The 22,755-nt window shown below is 71.5% G+C and carries 26 protein-coding genes; 18 read left to right on the forward strand and 8 right to left on the reverse strand.

Annotated elements, in window-relative coordinates; genetic code table 11:
- Positions 1-64 precede the first annotated feature (64 nt).
- The 6 genes from BIV25_RS41105 to BIV25_RS41130 all read left to right on the forward strand — a co-directional run bounded on the left by BIV25_RS41105 (position 65) and on the right by BIV25_RS41130 (position 3,840).
- On the forward strand, positions 65-643 hold the full coding sequence (locus tag BIV25_RS41105) for a carboxymuconolactone decarboxylase family protein (RefSeq protein ID WP_071377676.1): 579 nt from the start codon (positions 65-67) through the stop codon (positions 641-643).
- Positions 640-1,503, forward strand: coding sequence for an RNA polymerase sigma factor SigJ (gene sigJ / locus BIV25_RS41110; RefSeq protein ID WP_071377677.1), 864 nt, complete (start codon positions 640-642; stop codon positions 1,501-1,503). Before BIV25_RS41105 ends, sigJ begins: the two co-directional genes overlap by 4 nt.
- 176 nt (positions 1,504-1,679) lie before the next feature.
- A complete protein-coding gene (locus BIV25_RS41115) occupies positions 1,680-2,258 on the forward strand; it encodes a DUF3291 domain-containing protein (RefSeq protein WP_071377678.1) in 579 nt (192 codons plus the stop codon).
- A gap of 23 nt (positions 2,259-2,281) precedes the next feature.
- On the forward strand, positions 2,282-2,707 hold the full coding sequence (locus tag BIV25_RS41120; protein ID WP_071377679.1) for a helix-turn-helix domain-containing protein: 426 nt from the start codon (positions 2,282-2,284) through the stop codon (positions 2,705-2,707).
- A gap of 79 nt (positions 2,708-2,786) precedes the next feature.
- Positions 2,787-3,383 carry a hypothetical protein gene (locus BIV25_RS41125; RefSeq protein WP_071377680.1) on the forward strand — a complete coding sequence of 199 codons (597 nt, stop codon included), beginning with the start codon at positions 2,787-2,789 and terminating at the stop codon, positions 3,381-3,383.
- 130 nt (positions 3,384-3,513) lie between these two features.
- Positions 3,514-3,840, forward strand: coding sequence for a DUF2516 family protein (locus tag BIV25_RS41130; protein WP_071377681.1), 327 nt, complete (start codon positions 3,514-3,516; stop codon positions 3,838-3,840).
- A gap of 81 nt (positions 3,841-3,921) precedes the next feature.
- Here the strand turns inward: BIV25_RS41130 and BIV25_RS41135 are convergent, their stop codons facing one another.
- From BIV25_RS41135 to BIV25_RS41145, 3 genes are all read right to left on the reverse strand, one after another.
- Positions 3,922-5,220 carry a PP2C family protein-serine/threonine phosphatase gene (locus BIV25_RS41135; RefSeq protein ID WP_071377682.1) on the reverse strand — a complete coding sequence of 433 codons (1,299 nt, stop codon included), beginning with the start codon at positions 5,218-5,220 and terminating at the stop codon, positions 3,922-3,924.
- A gap of 333 nt (positions 5,221-5,553) precedes the next feature.
- Positions 5,554-6,639, reverse strand: coding sequence for a C40 family peptidase (locus tag BIV25_RS41140; RefSeq protein ID WP_071377683.1), 1,086 nt, complete (start codon positions 6,637-6,639; stop codon positions 5,554-5,556).
- A 359-nt stretch (positions 6,640-6,998) separates the two neighbouring features.
- Positions 6,999-7,811 (reverse strand): class I SAM-dependent methyltransferase, encoded by an 813-nt coding sequence (locus BIV25_RS41145; RefSeq protein WP_177235606.1) that lies wholly within the window; start codon positions 7,809-7,811, stop codon positions 6,999-7,001.
- Positions 7,812-8,036: 225 nt separating this feature from the next.
- Between BIV25_RS41145 and mshA the strand changes: the two genes are divergently transcribed.
- Together mshA and BIV25_RS41155 are read left to right on the forward strand one after the other, a co-directional pair.
- A complete protein-coding gene (gene mshA / locus BIV25_RS41150) occupies positions 8,037-9,374 on the forward strand; it encodes a D-inositol-3-phosphate glycosyltransferase (RefSeq protein WP_071377705.1) in 1,338 nt (445 codons plus the stop codon).
- Positions 9,367-9,888 carry a YbjN domain-containing protein gene (locus BIV25_RS41155; RefSeq protein ID WP_071377684.1) on the forward strand — a complete coding sequence of 174 codons (522 nt, stop codon included), beginning with the start codon at positions 9,367-9,369 and terminating at the stop codon, positions 9,886-9,888. The genes mshA and BIV25_RS41155 overlap by 8 nt, the downstream gene beginning before the upstream one ends.
- Positions 9,889-9,924: 36 nt before the next feature.
- Here the strand turns inward: BIV25_RS41155 and BIV25_RS41160 are convergent, their stop codons facing one another.
- A complete protein-coding gene (locus tag BIV25_RS41160) occupies positions 9,925-10,722 on the reverse strand; it encodes an AraC family transcriptional regulator (RefSeq protein WP_071377685.1) in 798 nt (265 codons plus the stop codon).
- Between the two features lie 49 nt (positions 10,723-10,771).
- Between BIV25_RS41160 and BIV25_RS41165 the strand changes: the two genes are divergently transcribed.
- On the forward strand, positions 10,772-11,212 hold the full coding sequence (locus BIV25_RS41165; RefSeq protein ID WP_071377686.1) for a DUF2000 domain-containing protein: 441 nt from the start codon (positions 10,772-10,774) through the stop codon (positions 11,210-11,212).
- Positions 11,213-11,281: 69 nt separating this feature from the next.
- Here the strand turns inward: BIV25_RS41165 and BIV25_RS41170 are convergent, their stop codons facing one another.
- The gene (locus BIV25_RS41170) at positions 11,282-11,755 is read right to left on the reverse strand and encodes a carboxymuconolactone decarboxylase family protein (protein ID WP_071377687.1); all 474 of its coding nucleotides are present in this window, start codon (positions 11,753-11,755) and stop codon (positions 11,282-11,284) included.
- Between the two features lie 488 nt (positions 11,756-12,243).
- On the opposite strand from BIV25_RS41170, the gene BIV25_RS41175 reads away from it, so the two are divergent.
- A complete protein-coding gene (locus BIV25_RS41175) occupies positions 12,244-12,453 on the forward strand; it encodes a hypothetical protein (RefSeq protein ID WP_071377688.1) in 210 nt (69 codons plus the stop codon).
- A 426-nt stretch (positions 12,454-12,879) separates the two neighbouring features.
- Here the strand turns inward: BIV25_RS41175 and BIV25_RS41180 are convergent, their stop codons facing one another.
- Positions 12,880-14,229: an MFS transporter gene (locus BIV25_RS41180; RefSeq protein ID WP_256257129.1), complete on the reverse strand. Its 1,350-nt coding sequence runs from the start codon at positions 14,227-14,229 to the stop codon at positions 12,880-12,882.
- 182 nt (positions 14,230-14,411) lie between these two features.
- On the opposite strand from BIV25_RS41180, the gene BIV25_RS41185 reads away from it, so the two are divergent.
- Complete coding sequence (locus BIV25_RS41185; protein ID WP_071377689.1) at positions 14,412-15,173, forward strand: phosphoglyceromutase; 762 nt, start codon at positions 14,412-14,414, stop codon at positions 15,171-15,173.
- Between the two features lie 457 nt (positions 15,174-15,630).
- Here the strand turns inward: BIV25_RS41185 and phoU are convergent, their stop codons facing one another.
- Positions 15,631-16,320: a phosphate signaling complex protein PhoU gene (gene phoU, locus BIV25_RS41190; protein ID WP_071377690.1), complete on the reverse strand. Its 690-nt coding sequence runs from the start codon at positions 16,318-16,320 to the stop codon at positions 15,631-15,633.
- A 179-nt stretch (positions 16,321-16,499) separates the two neighbouring features.
- Here phoU and BIV25_RS41195 point away from each other — a divergent pair, with 179 nt between their 5' ends.
- Positions 16,500-17,759, forward strand: a complete 1,260-nt coding sequence (locus BIV25_RS41195) for a cell wall metabolism sensor histidine kinase WalK (RefSeq protein ID WP_071377691.1) — start codon at positions 16,500-16,502, stop codon at positions 17,757-17,759.
- Positions 17,756-18,436 (forward strand): response regulator transcription factor, encoded by a 681-nt coding sequence (locus tag BIV25_RS41200; protein ID WP_046419660.1) that lies wholly within the window; start codon positions 17,756-17,758, stop codon positions 18,434-18,436. The genes BIV25_RS41195 and BIV25_RS41200 overlap by 4 nt, the downstream gene beginning before the upstream one ends.
- A gap of 98 nt (positions 18,437-18,534) precedes the next feature.
- Here the strand turns inward: BIV25_RS41200 and BIV25_RS41205 are convergent, their stop codons facing one another.
- Positions 18,535-19,236 (reverse strand): DUF461 domain-containing protein, encoded by a 702-nt coding sequence (locus BIV25_RS41205; protein WP_071377692.1) that lies wholly within the window; start codon positions 19,234-19,236, stop codon positions 18,535-18,537.
- A 652-nt stretch (positions 19,237-19,888) separates the two neighbouring features.
- Here BIV25_RS41205 and BIV25_RS41210 point away from each other — a divergent pair.
- The 5 genes from BIV25_RS41210 (at position 19,889) to BIV25_RS41225 (ending at position 22,670) form a co-directional block, all read left to right on the forward strand.
- Positions 19,889-20,371 carry a CarD family transcriptional regulator gene (locus BIV25_RS41210; protein ID WP_003953493.1) on the forward strand — a complete coding sequence of 161 codons (483 nt, stop codon included), beginning with the start codon at positions 19,889-19,891 and terminating at the stop codon, positions 20,369-20,371.
- 322 nt (positions 20,372-20,693) lie between these two features.
- Positions 20,694-21,470, forward strand: a complete 777-nt coding sequence (gene ispD, locus BIV25_RS41215) for a 2-C-methyl-D-erythritol 4-phosphate cytidylyltransferase (protein WP_071377693.1) — start codon at positions 20,694-20,696, stop codon at positions 21,468-21,470.
- Positions 21,460-21,969 carry a 2-C-methyl-D-erythritol 2,4-cyclodiphosphate synthase gene (gene ispF / locus BIV25_RS41220; RefSeq protein ID WP_071377694.1) on the forward strand — a complete coding sequence of 170 codons (510 nt, stop codon included), beginning with the start codon at positions 21,460-21,462 and terminating at the stop codon, positions 21,967-21,969. The genes ispD and ispF overlap by 11 nt, the downstream gene beginning before the upstream one ends.
- Entirely contained in the window at positions 21,966-22,178 is a 213-nt protein-coding gene (locus tag BIV25_RS48520) for a 2-C-methyl-D-erythritol 2,4-cyclodiphosphate synthase (protein ID WP_371273131.1), read from the forward strand. Before ispF ends, BIV25_RS48520 begins: the two co-directional genes overlap by 4 nt.
- Positions 22,179-22,265: 87 nt before the next feature.
- The gene (locus BIV25_RS41225) at positions 22,266-22,670 is read left to right on the forward strand and encodes a PPOX class F420-dependent oxidoreductase (protein ID WP_071377695.1); all 405 of its coding nucleotides are present in this window, start codon (positions 22,266-22,268) and stop codon (positions 22,668-22,670) included.
- Positions 22,671-22,755: the final 85 nt, after the last annotated feature.

Consider the following 22,755-nt stretch of genomic DNA (forward strand, 5'->3'; position numbering starts at 1 on the left):
CCCCGGCCCCGCCGGTGTCTTCATGCCGACAAGCCCTTCGTACCGTTCGTACCGGGAGAAGACGATGACACTGCGTGTCCCGAAGGCGGACCTCTCCGCCGAGCTGAGCGAGAGCATGATCGAGCAGTACGGTCTCGTGCCCGAGCCCCTGCAGGCCACCGGCCACCACCCCGATGTCCTCCGGGCCAGCTCGGAGATGGGGGCGCGGGTGACCGCGTGGGACGTGGCCGACGACAGCCTCAAGACGTTCGCGCACATGGCCGTCGCGGCCCAGGTCGGGTGCGGCTGGTGCCTCGACATCAACTACTTCCTCGCGCAGCACAAGAACCTGGACCTGGCCAAGGCGAGCCAGGTGCCGCGCTGGCGCGAGTCGGACGTGTTCACGCCGCTGGAGCGGGACGTGCTGGAGTACGCCGAGGGCATGACGGACACCCCGCCGACCGTCACCGACGAGCTGGCCGCACGCCTGCTGGACCGGCTCGGCCCGGCGGCCCTGGTCGAGCTGACGGCGGCGATCGCCTTCGCCAACTTCTCGACCAGGAACAACGCGGCACTCGGGGTGAAGTCGCAGGGCTTCTCGGACGCCTGCGAGATCCCCCTGGCCGGCCGCCGCGCGACGCCCGGCCCGGCCCCGACGGCATGACGGCACAGGACCCCTTCGTCGCCCACCGCGGCCTGCTCTTCACGGTCGCCTACGAGATCCTCGGCTCGGCCGTCGACGCCGAGGACGTGCTCCAGGAGTCCTGGCTGCGCTGGGCCGACTGCGACCGGGCCGAGGTCCGCGACCCGCGGTCGTACCTCGTGCGGACCGTGACCCGGCAGTCGCTCAACCGGCTGCGCACGCTGGCGCGCAGACGCGAGGAGTACGTCGGCGAGTGGCTGCCCGAACCCCTGCTGACCAGCCCGGACGTGGCGGAGGACGTCGAGCTCGCGGAGAGCGTGTCGATGGCGGTGCTGACCGTCCTCGAAACCCTCGGGCCGGTCGAGCGCGCGGTGTTCGTGCTGCGCGAGGTCTTCGACCTGCCGTACGGCGAGATCGCCGAGGCCGTCGGCAGGCCGGCCGCCACCGTACGGCAGATCGCCCGCCGGGCCCGCGCGCACGTGGCGGCCCGGCGGCCCCGGGTGACGGTGAGCCGCTCCGAGCAGCAGGCCGTCGTGGAGCGCTTCCTGCTGGCGCTGCGCACCGGGCGGCTGCAGGAGCTGCTCGACGTCATGGCGCCGGACGTGGTCATGATCACCGACGGCGGCGGGGTGGTGGCCGCGGGGCTGACGCCGTTCCACGGCGCCGAGCTGGTCGCGGGGCTGCTGGCCCGCGCGAGCGGGATCACGTCGGACTTCGCGCCGGTGTGGCTCAACGGCGCACCGGCGATCCGGATCGGCCTCGACGGGGAGCCGTGCACGGTCAGCGCCACGGTGGCCGACGGACGCATCACCGGCCTCTACGTCGTCCGCAACCCCCACAAGCTGACCCGCCTCGACGAACCCGCGCAGCTGTCCCGGTGAACGGGCCGGTACGGGAGGCCACTTGGGCAGGGAGAACGCAACTTCGACAGCGCCCGCACAGGCAGCTACCTTCACCTGGACCGCGGCGGCCGCCCACGGCCGCACAGGGCTTCCGTGCCCCCGCGTGAGCCGCCGGACCGGGTCCACGCCACGCGCACCCGACCAGGGAGAGACGCATGCCTCATCTTGCTCTGTACACATTCGGCGTCCTGAAGACACCTCTCGCCGATCCCGCCCCTCTCGCACGGGAGTTCTACGACATCGGTGGGGCCGTCTACCGGAAGATCAGCGGGCATCCCGGATACCTCGGGCATGCCGAGGCGGCAGACGGTGACCAGGGCGTGCTCTTCGAGGCGGACTGGGGTGCCTGGGGGGAGTTCGCCGTACCGGCCTGGTACGGCAAGGGCCGTACGCCGGAAACCACCGCCCTGGCCGCGACCCTCTCGCTCTGGACCGGCCTGCGCCCCGCCTTCGACGCCGTCTACACCGGTCTGCACCGTGAGGCGCTGAACAGGCGTTACGACTGGTTCGAGAGGGCAGCGCACCCGAATCACGTGTTCTGGTGGGTCTCCGACGGCGTGATACCCACCTGGCGGGACGGGGTCTCCAGGCTGGAGCACCTCCACGACCACGGCTCCGCGCCGCACGCCTTCACCTTCCGCGACTCGTTCGCCCCGGACGGAAATCCGACCAGGATCAAAGACGTCGGGCCGAGCGCGACACACTTTTGCAAGCAAGGTGCTTGCAATTGTTAGCAGGAGTGGGGCAAGGTGGAGGCATGGCATCGCTGAACGTCGGCAATCTCGGTGAGTACCTGCGCGAACAGCGGCGGAACGCCCAGCTGTCGCTGCGGCAGCTCGCCGACGCCGCCGGGGTGTCCAATCCGTACCTGAGCCAGATCGAGCGCGGGCTGCGCAAGCCCAGCGCGGAGGTGCTCCAGCAGGTCGCCAAGGCCCTGCGCATCTCCGCCGAGACGCTGTACGTGCGCGCCGGCATCCTCGACGCGGAACGGGACGGGGAGGAACGCCTCCGGGAAGGCGCGACGCGCGCCGTCATCCTCGCCGACCCCTCGCTCAACGAGCGGCAGAAGCAGGTGCTGCTCCAGATCTACGAGTCCTTCCGCAAGGAGAACGGATTCGGGGCCGACGAGGCCGACGGAAGCGATGCCGATGTCGATGCCGGTCCGCGGCGGACGGCCGGATAACCGGACCAGGGCGCCGGCCGCCCCACCGCGGACCACACCAACCCTCAGCCGAACGCGAATCCGGGAGGACCAGATCACCATGGCCATCACCGACGACCTGCGCAAGACCTTCAGCGACCCGACTCCGCTCTACTTCGCCGCCGGTACCGCCGACCTCGCCTACCAGCAGGCCAAGAAGGTGCCCGCCCTGGTCGAGCAGCTGCGCGCCGAGGCCCCGGCCCGCATCGAGGCCGTGCGCAACACCGACCCCAAGGCCGTGCAGGAGAAGGCCGCCGCCCGCGCCAAGGTGGCGCAGGAGACCCTGCAGACCAAGGTCAACGAGTTCCTCGGCACCCTCGACGTGGACCTGAAGAAGCTCGGTGAGCAGGCCCAGGACCTCGCCCTGCGCGGCGTCGGCGTCGCCGCCGAGTACGCCGTCAAGGCCCGCGAGACCTACGAGAAGGTCGCCGAGCACGGCGAGCAGACCGTGAAGACCTGGCGCGGCGAAGCCGCCGAGGACATCGAGGACTTCGCGATCGCCGTCGAGGGCAGGCCCGAGCCGGTCGCCGTCAAGGAGGAGGAGCCGAAGCCCGCCGAGGCCGAGGCCGAGCCCGCCGAGAAGAAGCCGGCCGCCAAGAAGACCCCGGCGCCGCGCAGGAACTCCACCGCGAAGAAGACCACGCCGCCCGCGAAGTGAGCGCGCGCGACGAACCGGCACCGGGCCGGGCACCTTCGGGGTGTCCGGCCCGTTGTATGGGTACCGTGGCTGTACGGACGACTCGACTCGGGCGGTGGGTACTGTGCTGACAACGGCAATCGGCGGAGTGATGTGGCTGATCTTCACCGCCATGCTGGCGCTCGCCATCGTGGCGTTCGTGATGGCGGCGGTCTTCCGCGAGGACGCCTACCGCGCCGCGAACAAGAACAACAAGGGCTTCTGGCTGATCATCCTGGGCCTCGCGGTCGCGGTGAACCTCTTCGTCCCCTGGCTCTTCCTCCAGCTCGCGGGCCTGGTCGCCACGATCGTCTTCTTCGTGGACGTCCGCCCGGCCCTCCAGCAGGTCTCGGGCGGCAGGGGCGGCAAGGGCTTCCGGAAGCGGGGACGCGGCAGCAGCAGCGACGGTCCGTACGGGCCGTACAACGGCGGCCGCTGACAAACGGCGCTCCGAGCGGCCGGCAGCCGCCGACGCAGCGGTGCCTCCTACGGCACGTCTCGCGGGGAGGCGCCGCTCAGCTCACGTCGTCCGGTCCAGCAGCACGACCGCCACGTCGTCCGTCAGCTCGCCTCCGTTGAGCTGCCGGACCTCCGCCACCGCGGCCCGCAGCAGCGCCCCGCCCCGCAGCCCCTCGGACAGCTGCCGGCGGATCATCGAGACCATGCCGTCCTGACCCAGCCGCTCCTTGCCGTCGCCGACCCGCCCCTCGATCAGCCCGTCGGTGTAGAGCATCAGGCTCCACTCGGCCCCCAGCTCGACCTGCATCCGCGGCCAGCGTCCGCCGGGCAGCAGTCCGAGCGCGGGGCCGTTGTTGTCGTAGGGCAGCAGCTCCGCGTCCCGCCCGGGACGGGCGAGCAGCGGCGCCGGGTGCCCGGCCAGGCCCAGGCCCGCGCTGCGGCCGTCCGGCGCGATGTCGACCGTGCACAGCGTCGCGAAGATCTCCTCGTCGGCGCGCTCGTGCTCCAGCACCTGCTGCAGCGTGCTCAGCAGCTCGTCCCCGCACAGCCCGGCCAGCGTCAGCGCCCGCCAGGCGATGCGCAGCTCCACGCCGAGCGCGGCCTCGTCCGGGCCGTGGCCGCAGACGTCACCGATCATGGCGTGCACCGTGCCGTCGGGCGTGCGGACGGCGTCGTAGAAGTCGCCGCCGAGCAGCGCCCGGGAGCGGCCGGGGCGGTAGCGGGAGGCGAAGCGCAGCTCGGAGCCGTCCAGCAGGGGCGTGGGCAGCAGCCCGCGCTCCAGCCGGCGGTTCTCCTGGGCGCGCAGCCGGCCCTCCGCGAGCCGCCGCTCGGCGGTGTCGGAACGTTTCCTCTCCACCGCGTACCGGATGGCGCGGCTCAGCAGCCGGCCGTCCAGCTCGTCCCGGAAGAGATAGTCCTGGGCGCCCACGCGCACGGCCTCGGCGCCGCGCTCGGCGTCGGCGGAGGCGGTCAGCGCGAGCACGGCGTGCCGGGGCGCGAGCCGGAGCACGTGCTTGAGCACGGCCAGCTCGTCGTCGGCGTCGTCGCGGCCGGGCGAGGACAGCGCGAGGTCCAGCAGGATGCAGTGGACGTCGTCGGTGAGCAGCCGCTCGGCCTCGGTGAGGTTGCGGGCGGTGCGTACGCGGATCGGCTTGCCGGCCGAGTCCTGCAACTCGTGTGCCAGCGGTGAGCCGGCCGGATCGTCCTCGATCAGCAGCAGTGTGAGAGTGGTGCCGGTGCCGCTGGTGGGCGTGGCGTCGCGGTGGGCCTCTTCCATGAGGGGGCCGCCGGTGGCGGCCTCATGCGCCTGACCACTCTCCACGGCCGGGATCGCTCTCTGCCGCGGTACGGGTACGGGCATCGTGTCGGGTTCCTTCCCTCCCCCCGAGGGCAGACGGCGCCGAGGGTCTCGGGCCATCGACGGGTGACCATAGCGGCATTGCCCGCCCTGATGGAATGGTGTGAGCCGCGTCGCTCCCGCGCAGGCCGCTGTCATATGCCGCGTTCCCTACCGCAGTTGGACAGGGTGCCCCGGCGCGCGGAATGACGAAGCTCACGTCTGCCGGGGTCTGGGCCGGGGTTGGGGTGCGGTGGATCACATGGCGTGGGTCACGCGCAGGGCGTGTGCGGGGTGGTGTACGGGGGCGCGAGGGGTGCGCAGCGTGGTGCGCGGGGTGCGGCCAGGCCGTGCGGGCTACGCGTCCGGCCGTACGACGCCCAGGATCGCCATCGAGCCGGCGCCCGCGATCGTGACGTTCCGGCCCGGGCGCGGGGCCTGGATGATGGCGCCGTCGCCGATGTAGATGGCGACGTGGCTGGCGTCCGTGAAGTAGACGATGAGGTCGCCGGGCCGCATGTCCTTGATGTCGACGTGCTTGAGCTGCTGCCACTGCTCCTGCGAGGTGCGCGGGATGGGCCGGCCGGCCGCCGCCCAGGCCTGGGAGGTCAGGCCCGAGCAGTCGAAGGAGCCGGGGCCCTCGGCACCCCACACGTACGGCTTGCCGAGCTGGGCGGTGGCGAAGGCGACGGCCTTCCTGCCCTGCTCGGTGGCCCTGGTGTTGATCTCCTTGAGGATGCCGGTGTCCAGCCAGGCGGTCTGGGACTTCAGCGCGGCCTGGTTCTCCAGCTGGTCCAGCCGCTCCTGGTCCTTCTTCGCCAGCGCGGACTCCAGCTTCTTGGCGGCGGAGATCTGCTGCTCGATCTTCTTCTTCGCGTCGGCCTTGGTCTTGCGGTCGGCGTCCAGCTTCTGCCACTGCGCGGCGGCGTCGACGGCGTAGGCCTGCAAGTCGTCCTGGGTGCCGGTCAGTTCGCCGATCAGCTTCTTCGTCGCCTGCTGGCCCTGGAGCACCAGGCCCGCACCGTCCAGGAACTGGCCCGGGTCGTCGCTGAGCAGGAACTGCGCGGTGGGCGGCAGACCGCCGGTGCGGTACTGGGCGCGGGCCGCCGCGCCCGCCTGGTCCTTGAGCTTCTCCAGCCGCTGCTGCCCCGTGGCGATCTTCTTCGCCAGCGCGACGATCTCGGCGGACTGCTTCTTCGTCCGCTCCTCGGCGGCGTTGTAGGCGTCGGTCGCGACGGCCGCGTCGTGGTAGAGCTTGTCGAGCTGCTCGCGGACCTTCTCAAGGTCCTTGTCGGGCACGGGAGTCGAGGACGGCGTGGGGGAGGGTGTCGCGCTCGGCGTGGGTGCCGGAGCGGCGAAGGCCGTGCCGGGTGCCGACAGCGCGGACACCGCGCAGACCACGGTCACGGCGGCCATCAGCATGCCGCGCTTGCCCCAGCCCATCACACGTCCCCCAACCTGATTTACCGTCAGTAACTTACGGTGCCCGGGGATCGTGCCACGTCACGGCGCAAAACGACAGAGGCAATGACAGACCCACGGAAACAGCACAGGAAGAAATCCCCCCGCATCCGCCGCCGTATGACGATCTCCCGTCGATGTGACGAACGGCGCACGGAGATCGTTCCCTTCCCTCCGGGCCCGGTGGCCCCACCGGACACCGGGGGCAGGGGGTGTCGTCCGGATCATGCCGGCGTCGCGGGGTCCGGCACGCCCTCCGCCGAGGGGCACCCCCATGACCCTGCTCGGGTCGGCCGGCAGGCGCCGTTCCTCACGGCCGGCCCTGATCCGGACGACACCCTCTAGCCGCGCGGCGCCAACGCCCCCCATGCGACCGTCACTTCGCCCTGCCGCCAGCGGGCCGGGAAGTCCGTCACCGGCCAGTCCGCCGTCAGGTCCCGTACCGCGCGCAGCCAGCGCTGGCGGGCGCCGTAGGAAGCGTAGGGCGCGGCGGCGGCCCAGGCGCGGTCGAAGTCGCGCAGGAAGGCGTGCACCGGCTCGCCGGGGACGTTGCGGTGGATGAGTGCCTTCGGCAGCCGCTCGGCGAGGTGGGACGGCCGCTCCAGCGAGCCCAGCCGCGTCGCGAACGTCACGGTCCTCGGCCCCTCCGGACCGAGCGCGACCCACACGTGCCGCCGCCCGATCTCGTCGCACGTCCCCTCGACCAGCAGCCCGCCGCGCGAGCCGGCGCCCGCCGGGGCGAGCCGCGCGCACAGCCGCTCCCAGACGGCGGCGACCTGGTCCTCGTCGTACTGGCGCAGCACATTGGCGGCCCGGACGAGCAGCGGGCGCCCGGCGACGGGGATCTCGAAGCCGCCGTGCCGGAAGACCAGCCCGTCGCGCTCGTACGGCCTGGCCGCCGCCACCCGCTCCGGTTCGATCTCGACGCCGACCACGCGCGCGCGTGGCGCCACGGTCCGCAGCCGGCCGAGCAGCTCGACGGCGGTCCACGGCGCGGCGCCGTAGCCGAGGTCGATCGCGAGCGGGTCCGCGGCGCGGCGCAGCTCGGCGCCGTGCGTGGCGGCGATCCACCGGTCCATGCGGCGCAGCCGGTTCGGGTTGGTCGTCCCGCGCGTCACCGTGCCGATGACGGGGGCCGCTGCGCGGGCTGTCATGTGTACGAGGGTAAGCGGGAGCCCGGCCGCACCGGCCCGGCCGGAGGGTGTCGGCCCCCGCCCGGCGCCCACTCGCGTCCACCCCGATGGTTGAGCTCCGCAAGGTCATGATTGGGTAAAGCGGTCCGATCGGGAAATGACAGCGGCCCCGTCCGCTGTTGGACCCCCTTGGAGGGCACGGCAGGCCCTCCGGCAGGCATGCCCGCAGCCCAGGAGGAACGCCAGGTGAGCCAGTACGTCAGCAGGCTCGGGCGCCGCTCTCCGGCGACCGCCCCCCGGCTCCGGCTGCACCGTCGGCCGCGCCGGGTCGCCATGCTCTCCGTGCACACGTCCCCGCTCCACCAGCCCGGCACCGGCGACGCCGGCGGCATGAACGTCTACATCGTGGAGCTGGCCCAGCGCCTCGCCGCGCAGGGCATCGAGGTCGAGATCTTCACCCGCGCGACCTCCGGCGGCCTCGACCCCGCCGTCCAGCTGGCCCCCGGCGTCCTCGTCCGGCACGTGGACGCGGGCCCCTACGAGGGCCTGAACAAGGAGGACCTGCCCGCCCAGCTGTGCGCCTTCACGCACGGCGTGATGCAGGCCTGGGCCGGCCACCGCCCCGGCTACTACGACCTCGTCCACTCCCACTACTGGCTCTCCGGCCACGTCGGCTGGCTCGCCGCCCAGCGCTGGGGCGTGCCCCTGGTGCACGCCATGCACACCATGGCCAAGGTCAAGAACGCCAGCCTGGCCGCCGGCGACACCCCCGAGCCCGCCGCCCGCGTCATCGGCGAGACCCAGATCGTGGCCGCCGCCGACCGACTCATCGCCAACACGGCGGAGGAGGCCGACGAGCTGGTCCGGCACTACGACGCCGACCGCGCCAAGGTCGCCGTCGTCCATCCCGGCGTGAACCTCGACCGCTTCCGCCCGGCCGACGGCCGCGCCGCCGCCCGGCTGCGCCTGGGCCTGCCGCAGGACGCCCTGATCCCGCTCTTCGCCGGCCGCATACAGCCCCTGAAGGCCCCCGACGTGCTGCTGCGCGCCGTGGCCGTCCTGCTGGACGAGCGCCCGGAGCTGCGCTCGCGCATCCTCGTGCCGATCGTCGGCGGCCCGAGCGGCAGCGGGCTCGCCAAGCCGGAGGGGCTGCAGAAGCTCGCGGCCCGGCTCGGCGTCGCGGACGTCGTACGGTTCCGCCCGCCGGTCGGCCAGGAGCAGCTCGCGGACTGGTTCCGGGCCGCGTCGCTGCTGGTCATGCCGTCGTACAGCGAGTCCTTCGGGCTGGTCGCGATCGAGGCGCAGGCGGCCGGCACGCCGGTGCTGGCCGCCTCGGTCGGCGGGCTGCCGGTGGCCGTGCGCGACGGCGGGACCGGCTTCCTGGTCCAGGGCCACGACCCGGCCGACTACGCGCGCGTGCTGCGCCGGTTCGCCGACGAGCCCGCCCTCACCGACACCATGGGCCGGGCTGCCGCCCGGCACGCGCGGTCCTTCGGCTGGGACACGTCGGCCGCCGCCACCGCCGAGGTCTACACGGCCGCGACCCAGTCCCACCGCCGTCGCGTACGCTCCCCCCATGGGTGACGTCGCAGGTGGCACGGAGAAGACGGGGAAGACCGCGCAGGTCCTGGAAGGTGTCCTGAAGGACGCCGAGCTGGAGTGGGAGAGCCCCGAGCCCGGGAACTACGTGGTCAAGCTCCCCGGCACCCGCAAGCTGTCCACGACGGTCTCCTTCCTCGTCGGCCGTCACTCCCTCTCCCTGAACGCCTTCGTCGTCCGCCACCCCGACGAGAACGAGGCGGGCGTCCACCGCTGGCTCCTGGAGCGCAACCTCAAGCTGTACGGCGTGAGTTACGCCGTCGACCGCCTCGGCGACGTCTACGTCACCGCCCGCCTCCCTCTCGCCTCGGTCACCCCCGACGAGATCGACCGCCTCCTCGGCCAGGTCCTGGAAGCGGCCGACGGCGCCTTCAACACCCTCCTGGAGCTGGGCTTCGCCTCCTCGATCCGCAAGGAGTACGCCTGGCGGGTGTCCCGGGGCGAGTCCACGCGCAACCTGGACGCGTTCAGGCATCTGGTCGAGCGCCCCGCGGACTGACCTTCCGCCTTCCTTCGTACGCGATCCGTACGACGCTCAGCGCGCGCTGAGCCGGTAGCGGCCGGGGGTGACCCCGACCAGCTTCTTGAAGTGCCGGGTGAGATGGGCCTGGTCGAAGAACCCGGTGACGGCCGCCACCTCGCCCGGTGCGTGCCCCTCCAGCAGCAGCCGCCGGGCCCGCCCGACCCGCCGCGACATGAGGTACTGGTGCGGGGCGATGCCGTACGCCCCGCTGAACGCCCGTACCAGATGGGCGGGATGGGCCTGCAGCAGCCGCGCGGCCTCCTCCAGCCGGACCCCGTCGACGACCCGGGCGTCGAGCAACTCCCGCAGCCGGCGGGCGAGTACCGGATCCGGGCGGTGTGAGGGCACGTCCGTGCGCCGCCGCAGATGGTCCCGCAGCCGCTCCCCGACGAGGGTCAGCCGGCTCTCCGCCTCCAGTTCGTCGCCGGGCCGGGCGAGGGCGGAGTGCAGTCGCCCGACGCGCTGCCGCAGCAGCGGATCCCGTAGATCGGGCGTGTCGACGGCGGCCCCGATCAGGTCCTCGCCCAGCCGGCTGCTGTCGAGGTAGACGACCCGCTTGCGGAAGCCGTCCGGGGTGGCGGGCGAGCCGTTGTGCGCCACGTGCGGCGGCAGCAGCGAGACCGTGTCGAGCGGGGTGCCGTGCTCATGCCGGTCGAGGTCGTACCGTACGGCCCCGTCGTCCACGATGAGCAGCGTCCAGGCGTCGTGGACGTGCATCGGGTAGGCGTACTCGGTGAAGTGGGCGTGGAAGACCTCCACGACACCCGGGACGTGCGGGCGCCAGGCGGAGACTTCCTGCTGGTCGGCCACGTTAAGAACGTACAAGACGGGCGGTCCGGCCGCCGGGCAGTCTCACTGCATGAACACCGAACCGATCAGTCCCGGGCCCGTACGCTTCGACACGAAGATCGCCGTCCTGCTCCGCGAGGACCTGGAGCCCTGGCAGCGCCTCAATGTGACGGCGTTCCTGGTCAGCGGCCTGGGCAGCCAGGTTCCCGAGGTGATCGGCGAGCCGTACGAGGACGCGGACGGGGTCGGGTACCTGCCGATGTTCCGCCAGCCGGTGCTGGTCTTCGAGGGCACGAAGGAGACGTTGAAGGCGGCCCACGCCAAGGCGCTGAGCCGCGCCCTGCCCAGGGCGGTCTTCACCACGGACCTGTTCACGACGGGCAACGACCGCGACAACCGGGCGGCGGTGCGGGCCGTGCCGACGGCGGAGCTGGACCTGGTGGGGCTCGCGGTGTACGGCCCGCGGAGCGGGGTGGACAAGGTGCTGAAGGGGGCGCGCATGCATCCGTGAGATGCGTCCGCTGCATCGGTGAGATGCGACCGCGCGGGCGGGGGCGCCCCCTCCGGGGCCCTCGGGCGACTACTTGAACTGGCCCGGCTGGTAGTCGCCGGCGGGCATCCGGACGATGACGTTCAGCCGGTTGTAGGCGTTGATGAGGGCGATCAGCGTCATCAGGCCGAAGAGCTGGTTCTCGTCGTAGTGCTTGGCGGCGTTCGCCCACACCTCGTCCGGGACACCGCCGGCCGCGTCGGCGATCCGGGTGCCCTCCTCCACCAGCTCCAGGGCGGCCCGCTCGGCCTCGGTGAACACCGTGGCCTCCCGCCAGGCGGCGACCAGGTGCAGCCGCTGTGCGGTCTCGCCGGCGGCGGTCGCGTCCTTGGTGTGCATGTCGGTGCAGTACCCGCAGCCGTTGATCTGGCTGGCCCGGATCTTCACCAGCTCCTGCGTGGCGGCGGGCAGCCCGGACTCCGCGACCACCATGCCCACCGCGTTGAGGTGCTTGATCGCCTTGCCGGCGAGCGGGTTCCCGAAGAGGTTCAGACGCGCTTCCATGATCTGCTCCTGTGTGGTCGTCGATGAGTACACACCTCTGACGGGCGGGCGCACCGAGATGTGACACGACCGAGTGTGACGGCCGTCACCTCCGGCCCGGCTCGGCGCCGAATCTGCACAGCGCGTACGCAACTGCCGGACGGTCGCTCTCGCTTCTTCTCTCCGGGTTCCCCTTGGTGCGGAGTTGCCCTGGTCGTCCCACCGGTGGCAAGAGCTGTGCTGTGCCTGTGTGACGGGAGGTGTGGAGGAACTGCCCCCGACGCGTGACCGAGCCCGCACGGATGAGACGACCGGAGCCATCAACTGGGCAGGTGGGAGCGGTGATTGACTGGCTGCCCGGCGTGCCGCGTGGTTGGATCGCTGGCACCGTCGGGACCGCGCCGAGGTGTCCTGAAAAGGCCGGCGCACGCCCGCGGCCGCGGCCCACCGTCTGTCCCCAGCGGCGCCGCTCCCCCCTGTGGACCATCCATGCGAAGGGTAGTTTCCCCATGAACTCCGCTCACCAGGTTCAGACCGCCGAGCTCTGCGACGCCGACCTCGACACCGTCGCCGGCGGCCTGAGCCCCGAGGCGAGTGTCTCCCTCGGCGCCACCACCGTCACCAGCACCGAGGTGCTGTCCCAGCTCAACGGCGTCACGGGCGAGGCGCAGGGCGTCCTCGGCCAGTACGGCCACGTGGGCATCGACCTCTCCCTCTGATCACCCGGGTCACCGCACCGAGCCCCCTGCCGCACACGACTGCCTGGCAGGGGGCTCGCCGCTGGGCCGCGGGCGACGACCGACTTCCCCACCCGCCGGGACCACCCCAGCGCCTCCGGCTGCCGCACCTCCGGCCCCGACGCCCTTGCCCCCTACGCTCCCGGCGAGACCGAGCTCCAGACGGCGGCCGTTTTCCCCTGTCCACCCGGTCCGCTCAGGGGCCTGGACCTCGGCCGTTGCGCCCTTGGCCCCGGCGGGCGGTGGCTGTCTCCCTCGCCCGTCCGGTCCGCTCAGACGGCTGGGACCGCGACCGTCGGGCCTTCGGCCGTCAGGCCTTTGGGCTGCGTGCCCCCGGTCTCCGCGCTCTCGCTGCCGGGTCCCCGGCCCTGACGGGCGGTGGCCGTTCTCCCTGTCCGTCCGGTCCGCTCAGGCGGTGCGGACCTCGGCTGTCGTTCCTTCGGCCGTCAGGTCCTCGGGCTTCGGGCCCTTGGTCTTCGTGTCCACGCCCTGCGTGTCCACGCTCCCCGCGCCCTCGTCCCTCGCATCCTCGGTCGTCGGTTCGGGCGTTGCCGGTGTCTCCTTCGGCAGAGCCCGCATGAGTACCCCGTATCCCAGGCCCGCGACCGTTCCCACCGCGGCGCACGTCGCCCACAGCCACTGTGCGCCCCAGCGGTCGATGACGGCGCCGGACATCAGCGGGGCGACCAGCGCGGCGACGGACCAGGACAGGGTGTAGACGCCCTGGTAGCGACCGCGCCCGTGGACCGGGGAGAGGCGGACGACGAGGCCGGTCTGGGTCGGCGCGTTGACGATCTCGGCGAGGGTCCACACGCACACGGTGACCATGAAGACGCCGACCGATCCGGCGAACGCGGTGAGTCCGAAGCCGTATCCGGCGAGGAGCGAGGAAGCGATCAGCAGGGTGCGTGGGTCGCGGTGCTCGATGAACCGGGTGACCGGGATCTGGAGGGCGACGATCAGGACGCCGTTGACGGCGATGGCGAGGCCGTAGTCGGCGGGCGAGAACCCGGCCCGGCCCATGGCCACCGGCAGTCCCACGGACCCCTGCTGGAAGATCAGTGCGACGAGGAAGGACAGCCCGACGACGGCCATGTACCGCCCGTCGCGCAGCACGGTCACGAGGCTGACGGCCTCCTCCGCGTCCTCGCTGTCCGCGGCCTCCGGCCGGGACTCGGGCACCTTCAGGAAGACGACGAGCGCGCAGGCCAGGGTCATCCCGGCCTCGATCAGGAACCCGGCGAGATAGCTGAACTCGGCGATGAACCCGGCGGCCGTGGAGGAGACGGCGAACCCGAGGTTGATGGCCCAGTAGTTGAGGGAGAAGGCCCGCACCCGGTCCTCGGGCCGGACGAGGTCGGCCATCATCGCCTGCACGGCCGGCCGGGAGGCGTTGGAGGCCATGCCGACGAGGAAGGCGACGGCCGCGATGGCGACCGGGTCGGTCATGAAGCCGAGCAGCGCGACGGAGGCGGCGGTGGCCGTCTGGGCGATGAGCAGCGTCGGGCGCCGCCCCAGCCGGTCGGCCATGACTCCGCCGCCCAGCGAGGAGACGACCCCGCCGAGCCCGTGGAGCGAGGCGACGAGCCCGGCGTACGAGGCGGAGTAGCCGCGGTCGAGCGTGAGGTAGAGGGCCATGAAGGTGGCCACGAAGGCGCCGAGCCGGTTGACCAGGGTGCTGGTCCACAGCCACCAGAACTCACGGGGGAGCCCGGAGACGGTCTCCCGCGCGGCACGCCTGAGACTGGTTGCGGGCATGACAGTAGAACCCCCGTGAATGGACGACGCCCCGGACGTAAGGGCGATGTAAGCAGCGCAAGCGGTAGGCGCAACTTACAGAGTCGGTCCAGCGGTGGCCACTCGATTAACAAACCCCGTCAACCGTCCATCCACCGGCCGGGCAGGGCGGCGCCCCGAACCCGTGGATTACGCTCTTTCCCATGGCCGACGCACCGTACAAGCTGATCCTCCTCCGCCACGGCGAGAGCGAGTGGAACGCGAAGAACCTGTTCACCGGCTGGGTGGACGTCAACCTCAACGAGAAGGGCGAGAAGGAGGCAGTCCGCGGCGGCGAGCTCCTGAAGGACGCCGACCTGCTCCCCGACGTGGTCCACACGTCCCTCCAGAAGCGGGCGATCCGCACGGCGCAGCTCGCCCTGGAGGCCGCCGACCGCCACTGGATCCCGGTCCACCGCAGCTGGCGCCTGAACGAGCGCCACTACGGCGCCCTCCAGGGCAAGGACAAGGCGGCCACGCTGGCCGAGTTCGGCGAGGAGCAGTTCATGCTCTGGCGCCGCTCGTACGACACCCCGCCCCCGCCGCTGTCGGAGGACTCCGAGTTCTCCCAGGCGCACGACGCCCGCTACGCCTCCATCCCGCCGGAGCTGCGCCCGGACACGGAGTGCCTGAAGGACGTCGTCGTCCGGATGCTCCCCTACTGGTACGACGGGATCGTCCCCGACCTCCTGGCCGGCCGCACGGTCCTGGTCGCGGCCCACGGCAACTCGCTGCGCGCCCTGGTCAAGCACCTGGACGGCATCTCCGACGCCGACATCGCGGGCCTGAACATCCCGACGGGCATCCCGCTGGCCTACGAGCTGGACGAGAACTTCAAGCCGATCACCCCGGGCGGCACCTACCTCGACCCCGAGGCGGCCGCGGCCGCGATCGAGGCGGTCAAGAACCAGGGCAAGAAGAAGTAGGCCGAACCCCCGCATCACAGGGCCGGTGTGAAGTGACTTCGCACCGGCCCCGGGTGTTCGTGCGCTGTTGCGGGTGGTTCGTCAGCCGCACTGGCAGGGGTTGCCCGACTGGCAGCCGCAGCCGCAGCCAGAGCCGCAGCCACACGCACCGAACAGCGGAAGGCTCCTGGTCTCGGCGGGCTGGTCGGTCTCGCGTTCCTGTGTGGGGTCTGGCGTGGTGCTGGGGGATTCGGCCATGGGTACCCTCCTGGACGCTGGGGCAGGGATGCCCTCGCCCATTTCATGCCCGCTTCCCAGGGCGCATCAACGGCGCACAGTGGCGCTCGCGCGCTCCGCGCGGCCACCCCCGCAAGCCCCCGGCCACGCCGCGGGGCCGTACCGCTGCTGCCGGCGAGCGGCGCTGTCGTACGGCCCCGGTCGCAGCCTTCCGCCGCGCGGCGCTTCGGCCCGGCGCCGGTCAGGCGCCCTCGACGCCCGTCACCGGCTGGATGTCCTGCTGGAGCCCGTCCGCGTGCTCGCCCGTGACCAGGTAGACCACGCGCTTGGCGACGGCCACGGCGTGGTCGGCGTAGCGCTCGTAGTAGCGGCCGAGCAGGGTGACGTCCACGGCCGTCTCGATGCCGTGCTTCCAGCGCTCGTCGATCAGGTGCTGGAAGAGCGTGCGGTGCAGCAGGTCCATCTCGTCGTCGTCCTGCTCCAGCTGGAGCGCGAGGTCGACGTCCTTCGTGATGATCACCTCGGCCGCCTTCGCCATCAGGCGCTGCGCGAGCTGGCCCATCTCCAGGATCGTGGCGTGCAGGTCGCGCGGCACCGCGCGCTCGGGGAAGCGCAGCCGGGCCAGCTTCGCCACGTGCTGGGCGAGGTCGCCGGAGCGCTCCAGGTCAGCGGACATGCGGAGCGACGTGACGACGATGCGCAGGTCGGTCGCCACCGGCTGCTGCCGCGCCAGCAGGGCTATCGCCCGGGCCTCCAGGTCGTGCTGGAGCTCGTCGACCTTCTGGTCCGCCTCGATGACGCTCTCGGCGAGCTTCAGGTCGGCGTCCAGCATGGCGGTCGTGGCGCGCCCGATCGCCGACCCGACCAGCCGGGCCATCTCCACCAGACCATCGCCGATCGAGTCAAGTTCCTCGTGGTACGCGTCCCGCATCAGGGTTCCCTCTCATAGGTGTGCTTGGTCCCACGCTCCCACGTTCCGGTCCGCACGCGTCCGTTTCTGCCACCTCAAGTGAACCAGCACTGGCTCCAAGGTGAACTCTGGGCGACGAGTGTCCGAGGTCGCCCTTGGACGGCTGTGGCTATGTCGTACGCCCTGCTTAACCTGGATGCATGGACGTGAACGCGGCGGTCGCCGCAGCGGCAGCGATCGCCGGGGTGCTCACCGGTGTCATCGCCATGCTGGCGTTCCGCTGGAGCGAACGCGACCAGAAGCGACCGACCAGGACTTCCTTGCACACCGATCCCGTACTTCCGCCCGGCGTGGACACCGTGCTGTCCGTGCTCCGCTCCTCGGCCGTCGTCCTCGACGAGGCCGACGCCGTCGTCAAGGCCAGCTCCGCCGCCTACGCCCTCGGGCTGGTGCGCGGCGGCAAGCTGGCCGTGGAGCCCATGCTCCAGATGGCGAGGGACACGAGACGCGACGGCGAGATACGCCAGGTCGAGCTGGACCTGCCCCGGCGGGGCACCGGACGCGGCGAGGCCCTCGCCGTCTCCGCGCGCGTGGCCCCGCTCGGCTCCCGCCTGGTCCTGCTGCTGGTCGAGGATCTGACCGAGGCCCGCCGGATCGAGGCGGTACGACGCGACTTCGTGGCGAACGTCAGCCATGAGCTGAAGACGCCCGTCGGCGCGCTGTCCCTCCTCTCGGAGGCGGTCATGGACGCCTCCGACGACCCCGAGGCCGTGCAGCGCTTCGCGGGCCGCATGCAGATCGAGGCGACCCGGCTCACCAACCTGGTCCAGGAGCTCATCGACCTGTCCCGCGTGCAGAACGACGATCCGCTGGAGGACGCCGAGCCCGTCCGCGTGGACGAACTCGTCGCCGAGGCCGTCGACCGCTGCCGCCACCAGGCCGGTACGAAGCAGATCACCATGGCCGCGGGCGGCACCGCCGACCTGCACGTCTGGGGCAACCGCGGCCAGCTGGCCGCCGCCCTCGGCAACCTCGTCGAGAACGCCGTGAACTACTCCCCGGCCCGCACCCGCGTCGGCATAGCCGCCCGCCGGGTCTCCGCACCCGGTGGCGACATGATCGAACTCGCCGTCACGGACCAGGGCATCGGCATCTCCGACAAGGACAAGGACCGCATCTTCGAGCGCTTCTACCGCGTCGACCCCGCCCGCTCCCGGGCGACCGGAGGCACCGGCCTGGGTCTCGCGATCGTCAAGCACGTGGCCGCCTCGCACGGCGGGGAGGTCACGGTCTGGAGCGCCGAAGGCCAGGGCTCCACGTTCACCCTGAGACTGCCGGAGGCGGGCCTGGCTCGCGATCGTGCCGGTCAGCACCCGGACCCCGGCCTCGACGACGAGGCCGGCGGCTCCACCGAATCATCCCCGTACGAACCGCTTCCCGCCCCGGAGGTCCTTCCGTGACCCGAGTGCTCGTCGTCGAGGACGAGGAGTCCTTCTCCGACGCCCTGTCGTACATGCTCCGCAAGGAGGGCTTCGAGGTCGCCGTGGCGGCCACGGGCCCCGACGGACTCGACGAGTTCGAGCGCAACGGCGCCGACCTCGTCCTCCTCGACCTGATGCTGCCGGGCCTGCCCGGTACGGAGGTGTGCCGTCAGCTGCGCGGCCGCTCCAACGTCCCGGTGATCATGGTGACCGCCAAGGACAGCGAGATCGACAAGGTCGTGGGCCTCGAAATAGGAGCCGACGACTACGTCACCAAGCCCTTCTCGTCCCGCGAGCTGGTGGCCCGCATCCGCGCCGTCCTGCGCCGCCGCGGCGAGCCGGAGGAGGTCACCCCGGCCGCGCTGGAGGCGGGCCCGGTCCGCATGGACGTCGACCGCCACGTGGTGACGGTGGCCGGCGCCAAGGTCGACCTTCCGCTCAAGGAGTTCGACCTCCTGGAGATGCTGCTCCGCAACGCCGGCCGCGTCCTGACCCGCATGCAGCTGATCGACCGTGTCTGGGGCGCCGACTACGTGGGCGACACCAAGACCCTCGACGTTCACGTCAAGCGCCTGCGCGCCAAGATCGAGCCGGACCCGGGCGCCCCGCGCTACCTGGTGACGGTCCGCGGTCTGGGCTACAAGTTCGAGCCGTAAACCGCCGGCCCGGCCCCATCGGCCGTACGGGCCTTCCCCGTGTACGACGAAGGGCGGCACCCCGGCAGGGGTGCCGCCCTTCGTGCGTGGCGCGGTGCTCAGTGGCCGGCGACCGACTGGGACGCGGAGTCGCTCGGGGTGGCGTTGGTGCCCGTGGCGGACGACGCGGAGGACGACGCGGACGACGACGGGGTCGCCTTGCCGCCCTTGCCCTTGCCCTTCTCCGGCTTGCCGCTGGTGGAGGACGAGGCGCCCGGGGCGCCCGTGGGCACCGCCGGGGCGGACGGGATCGTGCTCGGGCCCCACTTGTCGAAGTAGCTGGTGGCCGGGACCACGAAGGCGCTGAGGCTCACGTCACCGGTCTTGCTGAAGGTGAAGGTGACCTTCTGGACGTTGCCGTCCTGGACCGCCGTACGGCCGCTGGGCACCTCCGCGGAGGCGTTGCCCTGGCCACCGATGATCAGGGAGCCGTGCGCCGGGACGGTGAGGCTCTGGCCCTTGGCGGCGGTCAGCTTGACCGCGCCGCTGGTGCCCGGGATGGCGACCGACTGGAGGGTCTCGTCCGAGGCGCCCTGGTTGAAGAGGGTCGCGGAGACGACGGCCGGCCCGGTCGACTGCAGGTCCGGCTGGGTGATGATCAGCGCGTTCTGGACCTTGATGTCGCCGACCTTGGTGGCAGCGTTGTCCGGCTTGACCTCCAGGGTCTGCGAGCCGTTGCCGGCGCCGCATGCAGCGAGCGAGGCGATCGAGAAGACGATGGCGGAGGCGGCGAGGGCGCCGCGTCGAAGGCTGCTGCTCACGGCGGCGGCAACTCCTTGAACGCGCGGGCGGCTCCCCTTATAAAGCCACCCTAAGTGTCTGTCAGCGGCCTTAGGCTACCGAGCCGTTCCGGCGCCGCCGCACCCGACCCTCCCCAAGCGTCCTGCTTGCCTCCGGCTGGGGGTACCGCGTGCGGCCTCGTCACTCCGGGCGCAAGCGCCTCTTCCGTAACTTTGCCGAGTACTCGTCCGCCATTCACATAACCGCGCGCAAAAATTGCGTGAAGGAATGCGTGCCCTCTCGGCGACCGTCCCCGATATTGATCATCGAGCACCCCTCGGGAGGCCGTTGATCAATTCCGGATTCTCGTCGCGGCCGCCTCCGGATCGCCCTCCGGATCGCCCTCCGGATCCGCCCGCACACACCGAACGGAGTAGCGGAAGTCGTACGCTTGGAACAGGACAAATCGGGACGTTAAGCCACCCGGAGCGGGTGCCCGGAGTGTGTGACGCAGGTGTTTCGCCCCGCCCGAAGAGCCCCTCCGACCTGCGAATACCCGCTTGCGCGGGCCCCTCGAAGCACGTTCCTGTTGCTGTTGTCAAGCCCCGAGATATGCCCTGACCTGCGAAAACGCCATTCAGAAGACGCCGTATCCGTGTTACCCTGGATAGCCACGGAAGGGGTACCTGTCACATGACGTTCAAGGTTGGCGACACCGTGGTCTATCCCCATCACGGGGCCGCGCTGATCGAGGCCATCGAAACTCGCCAGATCAAAGGCGTGGACAAGACCTACTTGGTGCTGAAGGTCGCCCAGGGTGACCTTACGGTGCGTGTGCCAGCGGACAATGCTGAGTTCGTGGGCGTGCGTGATGTGGTCGGTCAGGACGGGCTGGACCGGGTCTTCGAGGTGCTGCGCGCGCCGTACGCCGAGGAGCCCACCAACTGGTCCCGTCGCTACAAGGCAAACCTGGAGAAGCTCGCCTCCGGCGATGTCATCAAGGTCGCGGAAGTCGTGCGTGACCTGTGGCGTCGTGAGCGCGAGCGCGGACTGTCCGCCGGTGAGAAGCGCATGCTCGCCAAGGCCCGCCAGATCCTGGTGAGTGAGCTGGCCCTCGCGGAGAACACGAACGAGGACAAGGCCGAGGCCCTGCTTGACGAGGTGCTCGCCTCCTGATGCGCCACGGCGGCGAACTCTCGCTGCCGGCTCGCGCAGCACGCTCTGCACAGTGAAATGCGCACAGTGAAATGCCGCGGTGCCCGATGACACGGATTCGACACTGACCCTGTCGGATCCCGTCGCCGGGCGCTGCGGCATCTTCGTATCCACGCGCCGATCGGGCGACTTTCTGACAGGAAAGACCCCCGATATTTTGATGTGCCGGGCCCGGGCAGTCGGCCTCGACCAGGGTCACGGAAGGGTCCGGTCAAGGCAGCGCGCCCGGCACTCCTCCAGGCCATACCCACCTAGGTCGAGCACACAAACCTGACAGGAACCGATGTCTGACGAATCGCGCCCCTCACCTGCGCAGACCCCCGTCGCAGCCGTGATTCCCGCCGCCGGCCGGGGCGTACGCCTCGGTCCGGGCGCCCCCAAGGCGCTGCGCGCGCTGAACGGCACGCCCATGCTCATCCACGCGGTCCGCGCGCTCGCCGCGTCCCGCCATGTCTCCCTCGTGATCGTCGTCGCCCCGTCCGACGGCACCGAAGAGGTCAAGTCCCTGCTCGACGCGCACGCGCTGCCTGGGGGCACCCCCAGCGGTAGCCGGGGGAGGACCGACTTCCTGGTGGTCCCCGGCGGTGACACCCGCCAGGAATCGGTCAAGCGGGGCCTGGACGCCCTGCCCCCCGAGTACGGCGTCGTCCTCGTGCACGACGCGGCCCGCCCGCTCGTCCCCGTCGACACCGTCGACGCGGTCATCGAGGCCGTCGGCGCGGGCGCACCCGCCGTCGTGCCCGCGCTGCCGCTGGCCGACACCGTCAAGGAGGTCGAGCCCGCCGCCGAGGCAGGAGCCCCCGAACCGGTCGTCGCCACCCCGGAGCGCGCCCGCCTGCGCGCGGTCCAGACGCCACAGGGCTTCGACCGTACGACCCTGGTCCGTGCGCACGAGACCGTCACCGGCGACGTGACGGACGACGCGAGCATGGTCGAGCAGCTCGGGCTGCGGGTCGTGACCGTCCCCGGTCACGAGGAGGCCTTCAAGGTCACCCGTCCCCTCGACCTGGTACTCGCCGAGGCGGTCCTGGCCCGCAGGAGGCTGAACGATGGCTTCTGAGCAGCCCCCGCAGCCCCCGGTCCTGCTTCCCCAGGTCGGCATCGGCACCGACATCCATGCCTTCGAGGAGGGCCGCGAGCTGTGGTGCGCGGGCCTGAAGTGGGAGGGCGAGGGGCCGGGGCTGGCCGGCCACTCCGACGCGGACGTCGTCGCGCACGCCGCCTGCAACGCCCTCTTCTCCGCCGCCGGCCTCGGTGACCTGGGGCAGCACTTCGGCACCGGGCGCCCCGAGTGGTCGGGCGCCCCCGGGGTGACCCTGCTCGCGGAGGCCGCGAGGATCGTCCGCGCGGCGGGTTTCACGATCGGCAACGTCGCCGTACAGGTCGTCGGCCCCCGTCCGAAGATCGGCAAGCGTCGTGACGAGGCTCAGAAGGTTCTTTCGGAGGCGGCTGGCGCGCCCGTCTCTGTCTCCGGTGCGACGACGGACGGCCTCGGCTTTCCCGGCCGTGGTGAGGGGCTGATGGCGATCGCGACGGCGCTGGTGGTCCGTACGGGCTGAGGTGGGCGGCGGCCGTCGCCCGTGGTGCGGCGGTCGTCGGCCCCCGTCCGAAGATCGGCAAGCGTCGTGACGAGGCTCAGAAGGTTCTTTCGGAGGCGGCTGGCGCGCCCGTCTCTGTCTCCGGTGCGACGACGGACGGCCTCGGCTTTCCCGGCCGTGGTGAGGGGCTGATGGCGATCGCGACGGCGCTGGTGGTCCGTACGGGCTGAGGCGGGCGGCGGCCGTCGCCCGTGGTGCGGGTGAGCGGAGAGCGTGCGAGGGTGACCGGAGAGTCACCGTCGACTTAAGGAGCCCTCATGCCCGCCACCCTGCCCGACCGGCTCAAGTCCCTGCTCGACGGTCCCGTCTTCATCGTGGTCGGCACGGTCCAGCCGGACGGCCGGCCGCAGCTGTCCCCGGTGTGGGTGAAGCGGGACGGCGACCAGATCCTGTTCTCCACGACCGTCGACCGCCGCAAGAAGAAGAACCTCGACCGCGACCCCCGGGTGAGCGTCGTCGTCCAGGATCCCGGGATGCCGTACGTCTACGCCGAGATCCGCGGCACCGCGGAGTTCGCCGCGCAGGGCGCCGAGGAACTGATCGACGAACTGTCACTGAAGTACACCGGCAAGAAATACGCGGAGTTCAATCCCGCCTCCGTCGACGACGCCGACCGTGTGATCGTCAGGATCACCCCGGAGAAGGTCGTCGGGATGTTCTGAGCCGTGCGGCACCGGGCACCACCCCGCGCCTACTACCCTGGAGTGGTGACCATTCGCCTGTACGACACCAGCGCCCGGCAGATCC

Origin of the sequence: Streptomyces sp. MUSC 14 (assembly GCF_001866675.1) — a bacterium.
Taxonomy (GTDB): domain Bacteria; phylum Actinomycetota; class Actinomycetes; order Streptomycetales; family Streptomycetaceae; genus Streptomyces.

Coding starts and splice junctions, on each gene's coding strand:
- BIV25_RS41105 (WP_071377676.1), top strand. CDS start 65: ATGACACTGCGTGTCCCGAAGGCGGACCTCTCCGCCGAGCTGAGCGAG.
- sigJ (WP_071377677.1), top strand. CDS start 640: ATGACGGCACAGGACCCCTTCGTCGCCCACCGCGGCCTGCTCTTCACG.
- BIV25_RS41115 (WP_071377678.1), top strand. CDS start 1,680: ATGCCTCATCTTGCTCTGTACACATTCGGCGTCCTGAAGACACCTCTC.
- BIV25_RS41120 (WP_071377679.1), top strand. CDS start 2,282: ATGGCATCGCTGAACGTCGGCAATCTCGGTGAGTACCTGCGCGAACAG.
- BIV25_RS41125 (WP_071377680.1), top strand. CDS start 2,787: ATGGCCATCACCGACGACCTGCGCAAGACCTTCAGCGACCCGACTCCG.
- BIV25_RS41130 (WP_071377681.1), top strand. CDS start 3,514: ATGTGGCTGATCTTCACCGCCATGCTGGCGCTCGCCATCGTGGCGTTC.
- BIV25_RS41135 (WP_071377682.1), bottom strand. CDS start 5,220: ATGCCCGTACCCGTACCGCGGCAGAGAGCGATCCCGGCCGTGGAGAGT.
- BIV25_RS41140 (WP_071377683.1), bottom strand. CDS start 6,639: ATGGGCTGGGGCAAGCGCGGCATGCTGATGGCCGCCGTGACCGTGGTC.
- BIV25_RS41145 (WP_177235606.1), bottom strand. CDS start 7,811: ATGACAGCCCGCGCAGCGGCCCCCGTCATCGGCACGGTGACGCGCGGG.
- BIV25_RS41155 (WP_071377684.1), top strand. CDS start 9,367: ATGGGTGACGTCGCAGGTGGCACGGAGAAGACGGGGAAGACCGCGCAG.
- BIV25_RS41165 (WP_071377686.1), top strand. CDS start 10,772: ATGAACACCGAACCGATCAGTCCCGGGCCCGTACGCTTCGACACGAAG.
- BIV25_RS41170 (WP_071377687.1), bottom strand. CDS start 11,755: ATGGAAGCGCGTCTGAACCTCTTCGGGAACCCGCTCGCCGGCAAGGCG.
- BIV25_RS41175 (WP_071377688.1), top strand. CDS start 12,244: ATGAACTCCGCTCACCAGGTTCAGACCGCCGAGCTCTGCGACGCCGAC.
- BIV25_RS41180 (WP_256257129.1), bottom strand. CDS start 14,229: ATGCCCGCAACCAGTCTCAGGCGTGCCGCGCGGGAGACCGTCTCCGGG.
- BIV25_RS41185 (WP_071377689.1), top strand. CDS start 14,412: ATGGCCGACGCACCGTACAAGCTGATCCTCCTCCGCCACGGCGAGAGC.
- phoU (WP_071377690.1), bottom strand. CDS start 16,320: ATGCGGGACGCGTACCACGAGGAACTTGACTCGATCGGCGATGGTCTG.
- BIV25_RS41195 (WP_071377691.1), top strand. CDS start 16,500: ATGGACGTGAACGCGGCGGTCGCCGCAGCGGCAGCGATCGCCGGGGTG.
- BIV25_RS41210 (WP_003953493.1), top strand. CDS start 19,889: ATGACGTTCAAGGTTGGCGACACCGTGGTCTATCCCCATCACGGGGCC.
- ispD (WP_071377693.1), top strand. CDS start 20,694: ATGTCTGACGAATCGCGCCCCTCACCTGCGCAGACCCCCGTCGCAGCC.
- ispF (WP_071377694.1), top strand. CDS start 21,460: ATGGCTTCTGAGCAGCCCCCGCAGCCCCCGGTCCTGCTTCCCCAGGTC.
- BIV25_RS41225 (WP_071377695.1), top strand. CDS start 22,266: ATGCCCGCCACCCTGCCCGACCGGCTCAAGTCCCTGCTCGACGGTCCC.